The organism is Polaromonas sp., assembly GCF_039932935.1.
Classification (GTDB): domain Bacteria; phylum Pseudomonadota; class Gammaproteobacteria; order Burkholderiales; family Burkholderiaceae_C; genus Polaromonas.
This window is the reverse complement of record NZ_JBDTPB010000051.1, coordinates 1-13154: the sequence shown is the minus strand read 5'-3', so window position 1 is coordinate 13154 and position 13154 is coordinate 1. Positions and strand designations below refer to the sequence as shown.

Genomic DNA, 13154 nt, shown 5'->3' with positions numbered 1-13154 from the left:
ACCATGCCCTTGCAGCTGCCGCCGTGCAGCAGGCCGAACACCAGGCCCGGGCATTCGGGCGTGCCGCGGTTCAGGCGGCTCCACATCTTCAGGGCGCGGTGGTAACCGTGGATGGTGGCAAAACGTTCTTCGGCATGCTCGAACTCCGGGCGCCAGATCAGTGAAGCATACGCAAAGATCCAGAGGTCGGTTTTGCCGCCCCATTCGCGCATCACGACTTCCAGCATGTGGTCGGGGTTGCGTGAGACAGTGGGTTGGCCTGAAAGCGCTGTGCCGGTGATGTGTCGGGCTGAATTTTCCACAGCCGCACTTTACAATGCGCAGAGTTTTTTGTGACGGAGTCAGGTAATGTTTTCTCAGGACGATGAAGGCCAGCAGGGCCTGGTGTTGACGGTCGTTCTAGGCCTGGTGGCTTTTGTGATTGCGGGGGTGCTGGCGGTCTGCGTGTACCAGCTCAGCCGGTTTGCGCCGCCACTTCCTTCCGTCGTTGCTCCGTTGGCCACCGTGAGCCTGCCTGTGCCAACGCCTGTGGCTGTGCCGGTGCCGGTGCCGTCAGTTCCCGTAGCGATTGCCAGCGCCCCAGACGCAAGCCCCGTGACGGGGGGTCAGGTGTCGCAAGCGGCAGCCGATGCCGCCAGCGTGAAGGTGGAGCAGGGCGCAGTGCGGTTTTACTTTGCCTCGGGTGACGCCGATCTGGCGGCCGGCGCCGGTGATGCGCTGGTCGAAGTGGTCAAGGCCGCCAAAGCCGGGCGGACGCTGGTGATCACGGGTTTTCATGACGCCACCGGCGACGCCCAGAAAAACGCGGCATTGGCCCGGCAGCGCGCGGTCGCCGTGCGCGAGGCGCTCAAGCGGGCCGGCGTTCCCGAGCGGCAGATTGTGTTGAAAAAGCCCGAACAGCTCACGGGCAGCGGCAGCGACGCCGACGCACGGCGCGTGGAAATCACGCTGGAATAGGCAAGCTTTGCCGGGGTTGTTTCAGAACTTTGCAGAGCGGCTTGGCCGGCAGCGTTTCGTAACCAGCTGGTAACCATGCGGCCTCCGATGGGCCGGTAACCCGTTACCATAGAGTCAGTAATAAAGTTACATCCCCGTGACTTGACCATGACCGGAGTTGCAACATGGCCGCCCTTCATCCCATAGTTTCTGACATCACCGCCCGCATCGCCGCGCGCAGCCAGCCCACACGCAGCGCATACCTCGCCCAATTGCGTGCCGCCTCGACGCGCGAGCCGAGCCTGGACCGCATGGGTTGCGCCAACGTGGCGCATGCCTTTGCCGGCATGCCGCTGGACGACCGCTTCAAGGTCGTGACCGAGCGCAAGCCCAACATCGGCATCGTGACCGCCTACAACGACATGCTGTCGGCGCACACACCGCTCCTGGCTTACCCGGCCTTCATCAAGGACGAGGCCCGCAAGCTCGGCGCCACGGCGCAGGTGGCCGGCGGCGTGCCGGCCATGTGCGATGGCGTCACGCAAGGCACCAGCGGCATGGAACTCAGCCTGTTCAGCCGCGATGTGATTGCCATGGGCACCGCCATTGCGCTGTCGCACGATATGTTCGACGCGGCGCTGATGCTGGGCGTGTGCGACAAGATCGTGCCGGGCCTGTTGATTGGCGCGCTGCATTTCGGGCACCTGCCCACCGTGTTTGTACCCGCCGGGCCCATGCCTTCGGGCATTCCCAACAAGGAAAAAGCCCACGTGCGTGAGCAGGCGGCACAAGGCCTTGTGGGGCGCGACGCATTGCTGGACTCCGAGTTCAAGTCCTATCATAGCCCCGGCACCTGTACGTTTTACGGCACGGCCAACAGCAACCAGCTACTGCTCGAAGCCATGGGCCTGCACGTGCCCGGCAACGCGTTTGTGAACCCGGCCAATGCCTTGCGGGAAGAACTCACGCGTGAAGCTGCGCGCACAGTGCTGGGCATCATCAAGTCCAGGCGCTATGCGCCCATCGGCCAGATCGTGGACGAAAAAGCCATTGTCAATGCGATGGTCGCGCTGCTGGCCACGGGCGGCTCCACCAACCACCTGATCCATTGGGTGGCGGTGGCGCATTCGGCCGGCATCGTGATCGACTGGAACGATTTTTCCGATTTGTCCGACGTGGTGCCAACGCTGGCCCATGTCTACCCCAATGGCAGCGCTGACGTGAACCAGTTCCAGGCGGCGGGCGGCCCTGGCTTCATCATTCGCGAGCTGCTTGACGCAGGCTTCATGCATGAAGACGTGCTCACCGTGCGCGAAGGCGGCATCCGCGAGTACACGCGCGAGCCCGCGCTGGCCGGTGCGGCGCTGGCCTGGCATGACGTGGGGGCTTCGAAAGACGAAGCCATCGTGCGCACCCCTGCCAAGCCCTTCAGCGCCACGGGCGGCCTCAAGCTGCTGCAGGGCAACCTGGGACGCAGTGTGATCAAGGTCTCGGCCGTGCCCGACGACCGGCATGTCATCGAGGCACCGGCCCGGGTGTTCGATTCGCAGGAAGCGCTGCATGTGGCTTTCGGCGCAGGCGAGCTTGATCGCGATGTGGTCTGTGTGGTGCGCTGGCAGGGTCCGCAGGCCAACGGCATGCCGGAGCTGCACAAGCTCACGCCGCCGCTGGCCGTGCTGCAGGGCAAAGGCTTCAAGGTCGCGCTGGTCACTGACGGCCGCATGAGCGGCGCATCGGGCAAGGTGCCAGCCGCCATTCATGTGTCACCTGAGGCCGCGGCCGGTGGCCCACTGGCCAAGGTGCGCGACGGCGATGTCATCCGCGTCGATGCGGTCAAGGGCGAACTCAAGGTGCTGGTGGCCGATGCCGAGTGGGCCGCCAGGCCGGTAGCCACCATGGCCGCCGAGCTGCGAGTGGCCAATGGCATTGGCATGGGGCGTGAATTATTTGCCGGAATGCGCCACCACGCGCTGACGGCCGAAAAAGGAGCTTTATCGTGGACGTAAACCTGAACCTCAGCGGAAAACTGACCCCCCTGCAGATCATGCAGGACGCCCCCGTGATCCCTGTGATTGTGCTGACCGACGTGAGCCAGGCAGTGCCGCTGGCGCGCGCGCTGGTGGCCGGCGGCATTCGCATGCTTGAAGTCACGCTGCGCACGCCGCAGGCGCTGGCCTGTATTGAAGCCATTGCGCGCGACGTACCCGAAGCGGTGGTGGGCGCAGGCACGGTGCGCAGCGCCGCCGACGCCCAGGCCTGTGCTATGGCCGGTGCGCGCTTTGCGGTAAGCCCGGGCTATACCCATGCGATGGGGCAAGCCTGCAGGGACGCCGGCCTGCCGCTGCTGCCGGGCGTTGCCACCGGCAGCGAGATCATGATGGCGCAGGAAGACGGCTTGACCGAACTCAAGTTCTTCCCGGCCATGCAGGCGGGCGGCCCGGCCATGTTGAAAGCCTGGAATGGTCCGTTCGGTGACGTGCGGTTTTGCCCGACGGGCGGCGTTACGGTGGCCAACGCGCCTGAGTTCCTGGCGCTGCCCAACGTGGTGTGCGTGGGCGGATCGTGGCTGACTCCCGCCGACACGCTGGACCGCGGCAACTGGTCGCATGTCACCGCGCTGGCGTTTCAGGCCTGCCAGCTCGCCCGCAAGACCGCGTGAAGCAGGCTGCGGCCTATTCGCTGAATTTAAATAAAATCACGCTCCAGACCAATAGGAACGAGCGCAAGCAGCTATTAAAACAATAGCAAACTTACCGGATTAACGCAGGCCTGCGCCTGCGGCGCTTTCATCGCGCTGGATCAACTCGATCTTGTAGCCGTCCGGGTCTGTCACAAAAGCGATCACGGTGGTGCCGCCTTTGACTGGGCCGGCTTCCCGCGTGACATTGCCACCCGCCGCCTTGATCTTGTCGCAAGCCGCATAGGCATCAGGCACGCCCAGCGCGATGTGGCCGAAAGCTGCTCCCATGTCGTAGCTTTCAGTGCCCCAGTTGTAGGTCAGCTCGATCTCGGCCTGCGCCGGGTTGCCTTCATAGCCCACAAAAGCCAGGCTGTATTTGTATTCGGGGTTTTCCGATGTGCGCAGCAGCTTCATGCCGAGCACCTGGGTGTAGAAATCGATGGAGCGCTGGAGATTGCCAACGCGCAGCATGGTGTGTAGTAGTCGCATGAGGGCATTATCCTGCGGGCTGCGTAAATGTGCACGGCAGCAGCCAAGGCCCTCGACGCGCCTGCTGACTGCAGCCATGTAGCGATGGCTAGGGCCGAACGCGCCGTCTTTCGATCAGCTCGAAGATCACCATGCCGGCCAGCATGGCAAAGACAAATAGGGCGGCCTTTGGTTCGCCCATGCCAAGTGCAACCAGACCGGGCCCTGGGCAAAAACCGGCCAGTCCCCAGCCCATGCCGAAAAGCACGCTGCCAGCCACCAGCCGGCGGTCAATGGGTGCGGCGCCGGGCAGTTTCATCTCGGCGCCCAGCAGGGAACGGTTCCTTTTTTGGGCCGCCAGGAAAGCGAAAAATCCCACGGCAATGGCTCCCCCCATGACGAGCAGCAACGAAGGATCCCAAGCGCCCGCCAGATCCAGAAAGCCAAGCACCTTGGCAGGGTTGGCCATTCCCGACACGATGAGGCCGAGGCCGAATACCAGGCCGGCAAGCAGGGAAGACAACACGATCATGGTTTTCCCCTTAAAGCCTGAAAAGGTGGCGCGCCGCAAAAACCATGGCAAAACCGGCGACCATAAAAGCGGCCGTTGCCGCCAGCGAACGCAGCGAGAGCCTTGAAAGCCCGCACACGCCGTGGCCGCTGGTGCAGCCGGAGCCATACCGCGTGCCGACGCCGACCAGCAGTCCGGCAATGACAAGAACGCCGTCGTTGGCGTCAATCTGTACTACCGGCAATGGCGAGAAAATCGCGTAGGCCAGCGGCGCGCCGACCAGTCCGGCCATGAATGCTGCGCGCCAGGCCATGTCGCCTTGCGTCGGCCGCAAGAGCCCGCCCAGGATGCCGCTGATGCCGGCGATGCGCCCGTTAAGCAGTGCGAACATGGCCGTGGCCAAGCCGATGAGCAAGCCGCCAGCCAGGGCGGACCATGGTGTGAATGCGTTCCAGTTGATATGCATCAGTTTTCTCCGTCAGGGCAATAGAGTTGGTAGAGCAAGGCCAGTATTTCCAGCGTCGCGGGTTCGGCGACGCTGTAGTAAATGTTCTTGCCGTCCCGCCGCGTGTTGACCACGCCTTCATTGCGCAGCACGCCAAGTTGCTGCGAGAGGGTGGGCTGCCGGATATCCAGAGAATCCTCGAGTTCGCTGACGTTGCGTTCGCCCTGCGACAGCTGGCACAGAAGCAAAAGCCGGTTTTCATTGGCCAGCGCCTTCAACACACCGACGGCTTGTGTAGCCGCATCGCGAAGGCGCTGAGGGTCTAGAACAGGATGAGTTGACTTCTTCATGGCGGTGCGTTCAATTAAATTGAATATATTATATACTTGTATATAATAAAACAGAACATGCCAGCCGTCCCGCTAGATAAAGCGAGGCTTGGTTTACCTATGAAAGACGGCAGTCCCATGCGCACTCTACTGACTCCTCAGGCCTTCTTTGATCCCGCAACCTGGACTGTTACCTACGTGGTGGCAGACCCTGACACGGGGTATGCAGCCATCATCGATCCGGTGCTGGACTACGATTTCAAATCCGGTTGCACCGGTACTGCGTCAGCTGATCGGGTGCTGGATTACATCGGAAAGCAAGGCCTTCGCGTCGAGTGGATTCTGGAAACCCATGCGCATGCCGACCACCTGTCGGGAGCGCGTTACCTGAAAGCGAATGCCGGTGGCAAGATCGCCATTGGCGAACACATACGTGCCGTGCAGTCCACGTTCAGGGCGATTTTTAATCTGGAGCGTTCGTTCGCGCTGGACGGCAGCCAGTTCGACCATTTGTTCAAGGACGGCGAGACATTCAGGATAGGCAGCATGGAGATGTCCGCGCTGCATGTGCCGGGCCATACGCCCGCCGATATGGCTTACCTGGCGGGTGATGCGGTGTTTGTGGGTGACACGCTTTTCATGCCTGATGTGGGTACCGCCCGCGCGGACTTCCCGGGAGGCGATGCCCGCCAGTTGTACCGGTCCATGCACAAGCTGCTGCTGTTGCCGGCTGAAACCCGGGTCTTCGTCTGCCACGACTATCCACCCGGAGAACGCGCGCCTCAGTGGGAAACCACCGTGGGCGAGCAGCGTAAGGCCAACATCCACGTGCGTGACGGAATCTCTGAAGACGCTTTTGTGGCCACGCGCGTGGCAAGGGACGCTACGCTGGACATGCCCACGTTGATTCTTCCTTCGATCCAGGTCAATATCCGCGCGGGCGGCTTGCCGCCGCCGGAAGACAACGGCGTCAGTTACCTCAAGATCCCTGTCAACACCTTCGGAGTTGCTTAGCGTGCCGACTGCCCCGGCGCTTCAAACACCAGGCAAGTGGTCGTCGCATGTGCATACAGCTTGCCGTCCGGCCCCACGATGCGGCCTTCGGCAGTGGCCATCTGCCGGCCGCAGTGAATGACGGTGCCGATGGCGCGCAGCGGCCCGGTTTTGTGTGATGCGGCTCGCACAATGTTGATGCTGAGCTCGGCTGTGGTGTAGGCCCGGCCAACCGGCATCATGGTGTGCACGGCGCAGCCTACGGCGGAGTCAAGCAGCGTGGCGTACCAGCCGCCGTGCACCGTGCCCAGCGGGTTGTAGTGCTTGAGCTGCGGCGTGCCCTGAAAAATGGCTTTGCCGGGCTCGACTTCAATCAACGCGAAATCCAGCGTTTCGGCGATGTGGGGGTAGGGCAGCTCGCCGGCCAGCATGGCCTGCATCACTTCCATGCCGGTCTTGCCTGCCACGTCATCCGGCCGTGCCAGGCCGGGTTTGCCGCCGCCATCCAGCATGCGGGCGCGCACCGCGGCGCTTTGCGCCATCCACTGAGTCAATGTGTCTTGTGGGGTCATGGTATCCATAAATGTTGCATATACAATAGTTGTAGGTACAATTAAATTATGAACGAGAAAACCCGTCTGTCAACCCAGGCTGAACTCAAGGTGCAGGGCTGCACCAACCTCAAGCTGCGCCAGCTGATGCGCCGCGTCGCACATCACTACGACCTTGAAATGGCCAAGGCAGGGCTGAAGACCACGCAGTACTCCTTGCTGACCTATGTGCTCAAGCTGGGCTCCATGCGGCCCGGCGAATTGGCGCGCGGCATGAAGATGAGCGCTTCCACCCTCACGCGTAACCTCAAGCCCCTGATCGACGCCGGCTGGATCGAGCTCGCAGCGGGCAGCGATGCACGCAGCCGCACCGTGGTGCTGACCGATGCGGGCCGCGCCAAGCGCGAAGACGCCAGATCGCGATGGAGGGTGGCGCAGGAGCAACTCAATGCGTTGCTGGGCACCGCGCGCGTGCTGGCCTTGCATAACCTGATCAACGAATCGTTAGAGCTTTTGTCCCCCATTGAATCTGGAGCTGATGATGAGTAAGCCCGAATCCTCCAATCCCGCCGCGCCCTCGGTTGTGACGCCTGCGGTGCGCCGCATTGCGATGTGGCTGGTGCTGCTGGCTGCTGGCGGCACCTTCGCCCTCACCATGGGCGTGCGTCAGACCATGGGCCTGTTCCTGTCGGCGCTCAATACCTCCACCGCCTTGGGCATTGGCAGCATCAGCCTGGCCTTCGCTTTTGGGCAGCTCTGGTGGGGGCTGACGCAGCCGTTTGCCGGCGCGGTAGCCGACCGAATCGGCACCGGCCGAGTGATCTTTTTGGGCGTCGTGCTGGTGGCAGTGGGCACCATCATCACGCCACTGATGACCAGTACGGCCGGCTTGATCTTTGCCATTGGCGTGCTCGCCGCCGGCGGCGCCGGCATGGCTGGCCCCTCGGTGCTGATGGCGGCCAGCACGCGCCTGGTGCCGCCGGAAAAGCGCGGCCTGGCCACCGGCATCGTCAACGCGGGCGGCTCTTTCGGTCAGTTCGCAATGGCGCCGATTGCGATCGGCCTCACGGCAGCTGTCGGTTGGGCCAGTGCGATGCAGTGGCTGGGCGCGCTGGTGCTGCTGGCTGTGCCGGCGGTGCTGGTGCTCAAGGGCAATTCGAAAGCATTGGCGGCGCAAGCTGCGGCGGCTTCGGGCACAAAAGCGCTCAGCGCGCGCCAGGCCATCAGCCAGGCGCTGGCAACACCCAGCTACCGTTACCTGGCCGCGGGCTTCCTGGTGTGCGGCTTTCATGTGGCGTTTCTGGCAACTCATCTCCCGGGCGTGGTGGCGGCTTGCGGATTGCCGCCTGAGATCGGCGGCTGGGCGCTCGCCATGATCGGCCTTTTCAACATCGTCGGCAGCCTGGCAATGGGTTGGGCCGTGGGCCGCTGGCGCATGAAGTCCTTGCTGGCCTTGCTGTACGCCACGCGTGGCCTTGCCGTGCTCATCTTCTTGCTGGCCCCCAAGACCCCGGCCGTGATGCTGATCTTTGCCGCCGTCATGGGCGTGACCTTCCTGTCCACCGTTCCGCCCACGGTGGGTCTGGTCGCCAAAATGTTCGGCACGGCCAACATGGCCATGCTGTTTGGCGTGGTCATGTTGTCGCACCAGGTGGGCGGCTTTATGGGTGCCTTCCTGGGCGGCTATGTATTTCAGGCGACCGGCAGCTATGACTGGGTCTGGTATATCGACATCGTGCTGGCCGCCGGCGCCGCGTTGGTGAACTTGCCGATTCGCGAAGCGCTGCTACCAAGGCAGGTGGCGGCCAAGGCCGCCGCCTGAGCAGGCGTTCAAGATCCTGCAGCAGTCAGTCTACAACCTGGTGATGCCTCGCAAGGCAGGTTAAGCGTTCGCCAGGAACAGGTTCTGGAAGCAGCCCTCGCTGTGCCAGAATCCACGCAGGCAGCCAACTTGCGGGAAACATCAGATGCTCATCAATTGCGTGGTCTACCAGAACGGCACCAAGCTGGCCGATATCCCGGTCACCGAGATCAGCGACTACATCTGCCGCCCCGATGCTTTTGTCTGGGTGGCCATGCAAGATGCCACGCCCGAAGAACTCGAGGAAATGCGCGAGGAGTTCGGTCTGCATGAACTGGCGGTTGAAGATGCCCGGCACGGCCACCAGCGGCCCAAGATTGAAGAATACGGCGCCTCGCTGTTTTCGGTGCTGCACCTGATCGAGCCTTCTACCGACAAGCCCGGCGAACTCCACGTCGGCGAGGTGGATGTGTTCACCGGCAAGAACTACGTACTCTCGGTGCGCAATCGCAGTACAAAAGGTTTTCTCGGCGTGCGTGAACGGTGCGAGCGAGAGCCTGAACTTCTGCGCAACGGCTCGGGCTTTGTGCTGTACGCCCTGATGGACGCGGTGGTGGATCGCTACTTTCCGGTTCTCGAGGGCCTGGAAGATGACCTGGAAATCATTGAGAAAGAAATCTTCACGCCGGGCGCGGCCCGCAAGAACATTGAGCGCCTGTATGAGCTCAAAGGCAACGTGATGGTGCTCAAGCATGCGGTCGCGCCGCTGCTGGAAGGTGCCAGCAAACTGCATGGCGGCCGCGTACCGCAGATCTGCGCTGGCGTGCAGGACTATTTTCGCGACGTGGTGGACCACCTGTCGCGCATCAATGCGCTGATTGACAACATGCGCGACACCATAGGCACCGCCATCCAGGTGAACCTGGCGATGGTGACGATCGAAGAAAGTGAAGTGACCAAGAAGCTGGCGGCCTGGGCCAGTATTTTTGCGGTAAGTACCGCTTTTGCCGGCATTTGGGGCATGAACTTCGAGGGCATGCCCGAGCTCAAATGGCGCTATGGTTACCTGATGGCGCTGGGCATGATCATTGCGACCTGCTCGGTGCTTTACTGGCGGTTTCGCAAGGCGCGCTGGCTCTGAAGCCGGGTTGGCCCGGCGTTAAACACGCCTTAAGCCGGCGGCTTGAAGGCCTTGCGAGCGGCCAGTGCTTTCTCGCGGCTCGCGCAGCCCTCCAGGTGGTCGTTGACCAGGCCCATGGCCTGCAAAAATGCGTGCATGGTGGTGGGGCCGACAAAAGTCCAGCCGCGTTTCTTCAGGTCCTTAGATAGCGCTGTGGATGCCGGTGACAGCGGGGTTGCCTTGTAGGTGTCCAGGGTTACCTTTTCCGGTCGATCCGCAGCCAGCGGCTCCAGCTTCCACACATAGGCACCTAGCGAGCCGAACTCGCGGCGCAGATCAATCACGCGCCTGGCGTTGTTGATGGTCGAGGCGATTTTTCCCGCGTGCCTCACGATGCCGGCGTCGGCGAGCAGGCGTTTGACCTCGACCTCACCAAAGCGCGCGACCTGCTCGGCATCGAAATTGGCAAAGCCCTGTCGAAAGGATTCGCGCTTGTTCAGAATCGTCAACCAACTCAGGCCGGCCTGAAAGCCTTCAAGGCAGATCTTCTCGAACAGCCGGCGTTCGTCATCCACCGGAAAACCCCATTCGCTGTCATGGTAGTGGCGGTAGAGCGGTGTTGCCTGGCACCAGGCGCAGCGTGTGGTGTGGGTATCGTCGGTAAAAAGGCCGGCAGCCGGCGATGGTGCAAGTTTTGGTGGCATGGATGGGGTGGCAGAAGGCATGGGCAATTCTAGGCAGATGCAGGTGAGTCCGTGCGGATGTGCGCATTCATCTCAGGGTGGCCGGCAGTATCATGAAGCACGACTTCTTCGTCGACCCCCAACTTCGGAAAACACGCACCATGTCCCTCCAGCTTTGGCTCGCTTTCGTCGCCGCTACCGCTGTCCTGCTCATCATTCCGGGCCCGACCATCCTCACGGTCATCAGCTATTCGATGGCGCATGGCAAGCGGGCCAACATTCCACTGGTGGCCGCCGTGGCATTGGGTGACTCGACGGCGCTGGTCGTGTCGTTGTTCGGCCTGGGGGCCTTGCTGGCGGCATCGGCTTTCTGGTTCACGGTGGTCAAGTGGGTCGGCGGCTTGTATTTGCTGTACCTGGGCATCAAGCTGTTCCGTGCCGGCATTTCGCCCATGCAGGCTGCGGCGCCTGAAGCACCGGGCTCCTTGTGGAAACTGTTCGGCAACACCTACCTCGTTACCGCGCTCAATCCCAAAGGGCTCGTATTTTTTGTGGCGTTTCTGCCCCAGTTCATCAGCCCCGGCTCCGACGTTACGCGCCAGCTCTGGGTGCTGGCTGTGACTTTTGTGGTGATGGCCGGCCTCAACGCCACGCTGTACGCGGTGTTTGCCGCATCGGCCCGAACGCTGCTGGCTTCGCCGCGCTTGCAGCGGCGCTTCAATCTCGCGGGCGGCTCGCTGCTGTCCTTGGCGGGCGTCTGGGCTTTGCTGGCAGAACGGCCTGCCTGAGTCGGGGCCTGGACGCTCTCTCAAGCAAGAGTCTCGTCGTCCCGTAGCGGGGCAGCCAAACTGGACAGGGCCAGTTCTGTTTAAGCGTCACTCACAAATGCTTTCCGCGCAACCTCAGCGCATTGCTGATCACCGATACAGAACTCAGGCTCATCGCCAAGGCCGCGATCATGGGCGACAGCAGCCAGCCTGTGAAGGGAAAAAGCAGGCCCGCGGCCAGCGGCACACCGAGCGAGTTGTAAACGAAGGCAAAACCGAGGTTCTGCTTCATGTTGGCGATGGTCGCTTCGGAGATTTTCCGGGCCTGCGCAATGCCGCGCAAATCACCCTTGACCAGCGTGATCTGGGCACTGTTCATGGCCACGTCGGTGCCGGTGCCCATCGCGATGCCCACGTTAGCCTGGGCCAGGGCCGGGGCGTCGTTGATGCCGTCGCCGGCCATGGCGACCACACGGCCTTCCTGCTGGAGGCGCTTGACCAGCGCCAGCTTGTCGGCCGGCTGGACACCGCCGTGCACCTCGTCGATGCCCAGGCGTGCGGCAACGGCCCTGGCGGTGGTCAGGCCGTCGCCGGTGGCCATGATCACGCGCAAGCCGGCAGCTTTCAGTAGCGTCAACGCCTCGGGCGTACTGGCCTTGACCGGGTCGGCCACCGCGAGCAGGCCGGCGAGCCGGCCGTCAACCGCGAGGTGCATCACACTGGCGCCCTCGGCGCGCAGGGCTTCCGCCTGGGCCAGCAGCGAATCCACCGGAACCCCGGCCTGCGCCATCAGCGCCGTATTGCCCAGCGTGAGCCGCCGGCCAGCCACGCGCCCGGTGACACCGATGCCGCTGGCCGACTCGAAGTCCTCGGGCGTCTCCAGAGGCAGGCCGCGCTCGCGCGCCGCGGCCACGACGGCATGGGCCAGCGGGTGTTCGCTGCCCTGGTCCAGGCTGGCGGCGAGCCGCAACACGTCGTCGGCGCTGAAGCCGTCGGTGGGGACCGAGCGGTCAAATACCGGCTTGCCGGCCGTCAGCGTGCCGGTCTTGTCGACGATCAGCACATCGACGCCGCGCAAGTGTTCAATCGCCGCCGCATCGCGGAAAAGAATGCCCTGGCCGGCCGCCTTACCGGTGGCGACCATGATGGACATCGGCGTGGCCAGGCCCAGCGCGCAGGGGCAGGCGATGATCAGCACCGCCACCGCGTTGATCAGCCCATAGACCCAGCTCGGCTGCGGGCCGAAGAATCCCCATCCCAGAAAAGTCAGTGCGGCGGCGGCCACGACGGCCATCACAAACCAGCCGGCCACTTTGTCGGCCATGCGCTGCAGGGGGGCCTTGGAGCGTTGGGCCTGCGCGACCATCTGCACGATCTGCGACAGCATGGTCTGCGCGCCGACGCGCTCAGAGCGCATTACCAGGGCGCCGCTGGTGTTGAGCGTGGCACCTATCAGTTTGTCGCCGGGGCGTTTGCTCACGGGCAGGGGCTCTCCAGTCAGCATGGATTCATCGACGGCGCTGCCGCCTTCGGTGACGATACCGTCGACCGGGATTTTTTCGCCGGGGCGTACGCGCAGGCTGTCGCCCACGTGCACATGGGTCAGCGGCACATCTTCCTCCGCGCCGTCGACCTTGATGCGCCGCGCTGTTTTGGGCGCCAGCCCGAGCAGTGACTTGATCGCGGCCGAAGTTTGCGAGCGCGCCTTCAGCTCCAGCATCTGGCCCAGCAGCGTCAGCGAAATGATCACGGCCGCCGCTTCAAAATACACCGACACGCGGCCCATGGAAATAAATGAGTCCGGGAACACACCGGGAGCGATGGTGGCGACCACGCTGTAGGCAAAGGCGGCGCCCGTCCCCAGGCTGAT

General features: G+C 63.1%; 16 protein-coding genes. 8 read left to right on the top strand and 8 right to left on the bottom strand.

Features of this window, described 5'->3' with window-relative positions; translation table 11 throughout:
• Nucleotides 1-227: gamma-glutamylcyclotransferase (locus tag ABI546_RS10030; RefSeq protein WP_348046451.1), on the bottom strand; the 227-nt coding region annotated here is incomplete at its 3' end.
• A gap of 121 nt (nucleotides 228-348) precedes the next feature.
• Between ABI546_RS10030 and ABI546_RS10025 the strand changes: the two genes are divergently transcribed.
• From ABI546_RS10025 to eda, 3 genes are all read left to right on the top strand, one after another.
• The gene (locus tag ABI546_RS10025; RefSeq protein ID WP_348046448.1) at nucleotides 349-957 is read left to right on the top strand and encodes an OmpA family protein; all 609 of its coding nucleotides are present in this window, start codon (nucleotides 349-351) and stop codon (nucleotides 955-957) included.
• A gap of 164 nt (nucleotides 958-1121) precedes the next feature.
• Nucleotides 1122-2942: a phosphogluconate dehydratase gene (gene edd / locus ABI546_RS10020; protein WP_348046447.1), complete on the top strand. Its 1821-nt coding sequence runs from the start codon at nucleotides 1122-1124 to the stop codon at nucleotides 2940-2942.
• A gap of 38 nt (nucleotides 2943-2980) precedes the next feature.
• Complete coding sequence (gene eda / locus ABI546_RS10015) at nucleotides 2981-3595, top strand: bifunctional 4-hydroxy-2-oxoglutarate aldolase/2-dehydro-3-deoxy-phosphogluconate aldolase (protein ID WP_348046450.1); 615 nt, start codon at nucleotides 2981-2983, stop codon at nucleotides 3593-3595.
• A 99-nt stretch (nucleotides 3596-3694) separates the two neighbouring features.
• Here eda and gloA read toward each other — a convergent pair whose 3' ends face one another.
• The 4 genes from gloA to ABI546_RS09995 all read right to left on the bottom strand — a co-directional run bounded on the left by gloA (nucleotide 3695) and on the right by ABI546_RS09995 (nucleotide 5390).
• Nucleotides 3695-4105, bottom strand: a complete 411-nt coding sequence (gene gloA / locus ABI546_RS10010) for a lactoylglutathione lyase (RefSeq protein WP_348046446.1) — start codon at nucleotides 4103-4105, stop codon at nucleotides 3695-3697.
• Nucleotides 4106-4193: 88 nt separating this feature from the next.
• Complete coding sequence (locus tag ABI546_RS10005; protein ID WP_348046445.1) at nucleotides 4194-4616, bottom strand: DUF6691 family protein; 423 nt, start codon at nucleotides 4614-4616, stop codon at nucleotides 4194-4196.
• Between the two features lie 10 nt (nucleotides 4617-4626).
• Nucleotides 4627-5061 carry a YeeE/YedE family protein gene (locus ABI546_RS10000; protein ID WP_348046444.1) on the bottom strand — a complete coding sequence of 145 codons (435 nt, stop codon included), beginning with the start codon at nucleotides 5059-5061 and terminating at the stop codon, nucleotides 4627-4629.
• Entirely contained in the window at nucleotides 5061-5390 is a 330-nt protein-coding gene (locus ABI546_RS09995) for a metalloregulator ArsR/SmtB family transcription factor (RefSeq protein ID WP_348046443.1), read from the bottom strand. The genes ABI546_RS10000 and ABI546_RS09995 overlap by 1 nt, the downstream gene beginning before the upstream one ends.
• Before the next feature lie 117 nt (nucleotides 5391-5507).
• Between ABI546_RS09995 and ABI546_RS09990 the strand changes: the two genes are divergently transcribed.
• A complete protein-coding gene (locus ABI546_RS09990; protein WP_348046442.1) occupies nucleotides 5508-6383 on the top strand; it encodes an MBL fold metallo-hydrolase in 876 nt (291 codons plus the stop codon).
• Here ABI546_RS09990 and ABI546_RS09985 read toward each other — a convergent pair.
• The gene (locus tag ABI546_RS09985; RefSeq protein ID WP_348046441.1) at nucleotides 6380-6943 is read right to left on the bottom strand and encodes a PaaI family thioesterase; all 564 of its coding nucleotides are present in this window, start codon (nucleotides 6941-6943) and stop codon (nucleotides 6380-6382) included. The genes ABI546_RS09990 and ABI546_RS09985 overlap by 4 nt on opposite strands.
• A gap of 39 nt (nucleotides 6944-6982) precedes the next feature.
• Between ABI546_RS09985 and ABI546_RS09980 the strand changes: the two genes are divergently transcribed.
• The 3 genes from ABI546_RS09980 (at nucleotide 6983) to ABI546_RS09970 (ending at nucleotide 9855) form a co-directional block, all read left to right on the top strand.
• Nucleotides 6983-7462 carry a MarR family winged helix-turn-helix transcriptional regulator gene (locus tag ABI546_RS09980; protein WP_348046440.1) on the top strand — a complete coding sequence of 160 codons (480 nt, stop codon included), beginning with the start codon at nucleotides 6983-6985 and terminating at the stop codon, nucleotides 7460-7462.
• 61 nt (nucleotides 7463-7523) lie between these two features.
• Complete coding sequence (locus ABI546_RS09975; RefSeq protein ID WP_348046449.1) at nucleotides 7524-8735, top strand: MFS transporter; 1212 nt, start codon at nucleotides 7524-7526, stop codon at nucleotides 8733-8735.
• Between the two features lie 145 nt (nucleotides 8736-8880).
• The gene (locus ABI546_RS09970; protein ID WP_348046439.1) at nucleotides 8881-9855 is read left to right on the top strand and encodes a magnesium and cobalt transport protein CorA; all 975 of its coding nucleotides are present in this window, start codon (nucleotides 8881-8883) and stop codon (nucleotides 9853-9855) included.
• Between the two features lie 29 nt (nucleotides 9856-9884).
• Here ABI546_RS09970 and ABI546_RS09965 read toward each other — a convergent pair whose 3' ends face one another.
• Nucleotides 9885-10538, bottom strand: coding sequence for a DNA-3-methyladenine glycosylase I (locus ABI546_RS09965; protein WP_348046438.1), 654 nt, complete (start codon nucleotides 10536-10538; stop codon nucleotides 9885-9887).
• Nucleotides 10539-10678: 140 nt separating this feature from the next.
• On the opposite strand from ABI546_RS09965, the gene ABI546_RS09960 reads away from it, so the two are divergent.
• Nucleotides 10679-11305: a LysE family translocator gene (locus ABI546_RS09960; RefSeq protein ID WP_348046437.1), complete on the top strand. Its 627-nt coding sequence runs from the start codon at nucleotides 10679-10681 to the stop codon at nucleotides 11303-11305.
• 91 nt (nucleotides 11306-11396) lie between these two features.
• On the opposite strand, the gene ABI546_RS09955 is transcribed toward ABI546_RS09960, so the two are convergent.
• Nucleotides 11397-13154: copper-translocating P-type ATPase (locus ABI546_RS09955; protein WP_348046436.1), on the bottom strand; the 1758-nt coding region annotated here is incomplete at its 5' end.

Coding starts and splice junctions, on each gene's coding strand:
- ABI546_RS09970 (WP_348046439.1), top strand. CDS start 8,881: ATGCTCATCAATTGCGTGGTCTACCAGAACGGCACCAAGCTGGCCGAT.
- ABI546_RS09990 (WP_348046442.1), top strand. CDS start 5,508: ATGCGCACTCTACTGACTCCTCAGGCCTTCTTTGATCCCGCAACCTGG.
- ABI546_RS10005 (WP_348046445.1), bottom strand. CDS start 4,616: ATGATCGTGTTGTCTTCCCTGCTTGCCGGCCTGGTATTCGGCCTCGGC.
- ABI546_RS10025 (WP_348046448.1), top strand. CDS start 349: ATGTTTTCTCAGGACGATGAAGGCCAGCAGGGCCTGGTGTTGACGGTC.
- ABI546_RS09980 (WP_348046440.1), top strand. CDS start 6,983: ATGAACGAGAAAACCCGTCTGTCAACCCAGGCTGAACTCAAGGTGCAG.
- ABI546_RS09985 (WP_348046441.1), bottom strand. CDS start 6,943: ATGGATACCATGACCCCACAAGACACATTGACTCAGTGGATGGCGCAA.
- ABI546_RS09975 (WP_348046449.1), top strand. CDS start 7,524: ATGTGGCTGGTGCTGCTGGCTGCTGGCGGCACCTTCGCCCTCACCATG.
- ABI546_RS09960 (WP_348046437.1), top strand. CDS start 10,679: ATGTCCCTCCAGCTTTGGCTCGCTTTCGTCGCCGCTACCGCTGTCCTG.
- ABI546_RS09995 (WP_348046443.1), bottom strand. CDS start 5,390: ATGAAGAAGTCAACTCATCCTGTTCTAGACCCTCAGCGCCTTCGCGAT.
- eda (WP_348046450.1), top strand. CDS start 2,981: ATGCAGGACGCCCCCGTGATCCCTGTGATTGTGCTGACCGACGTGAGC.
- gloA (WP_348046446.1), bottom strand. CDS start 4,105: ATGCGACTACTACACACCATGCTGCGCGTTGGCAATCTCCAGCGCTCC.
- edd (WP_348046447.1), top strand. CDS start 1,122: ATGGCCGCCCTTCATCCCATAGTTTCTGACATCACCGCCCGCATCGCC.
- ABI546_RS10000 (WP_348046444.1), bottom strand. CDS start 5,061: ATGCATATCAACTGGAACGCATTCACACCATGGTCCGCCCTGGCTGGC.
- ABI546_RS09965 (WP_348046438.1), bottom strand. CDS start 10,538: ATGCCACCAAAACTTGCACCATCGCCGGCTGCCGGCCTTTTTACCGAC.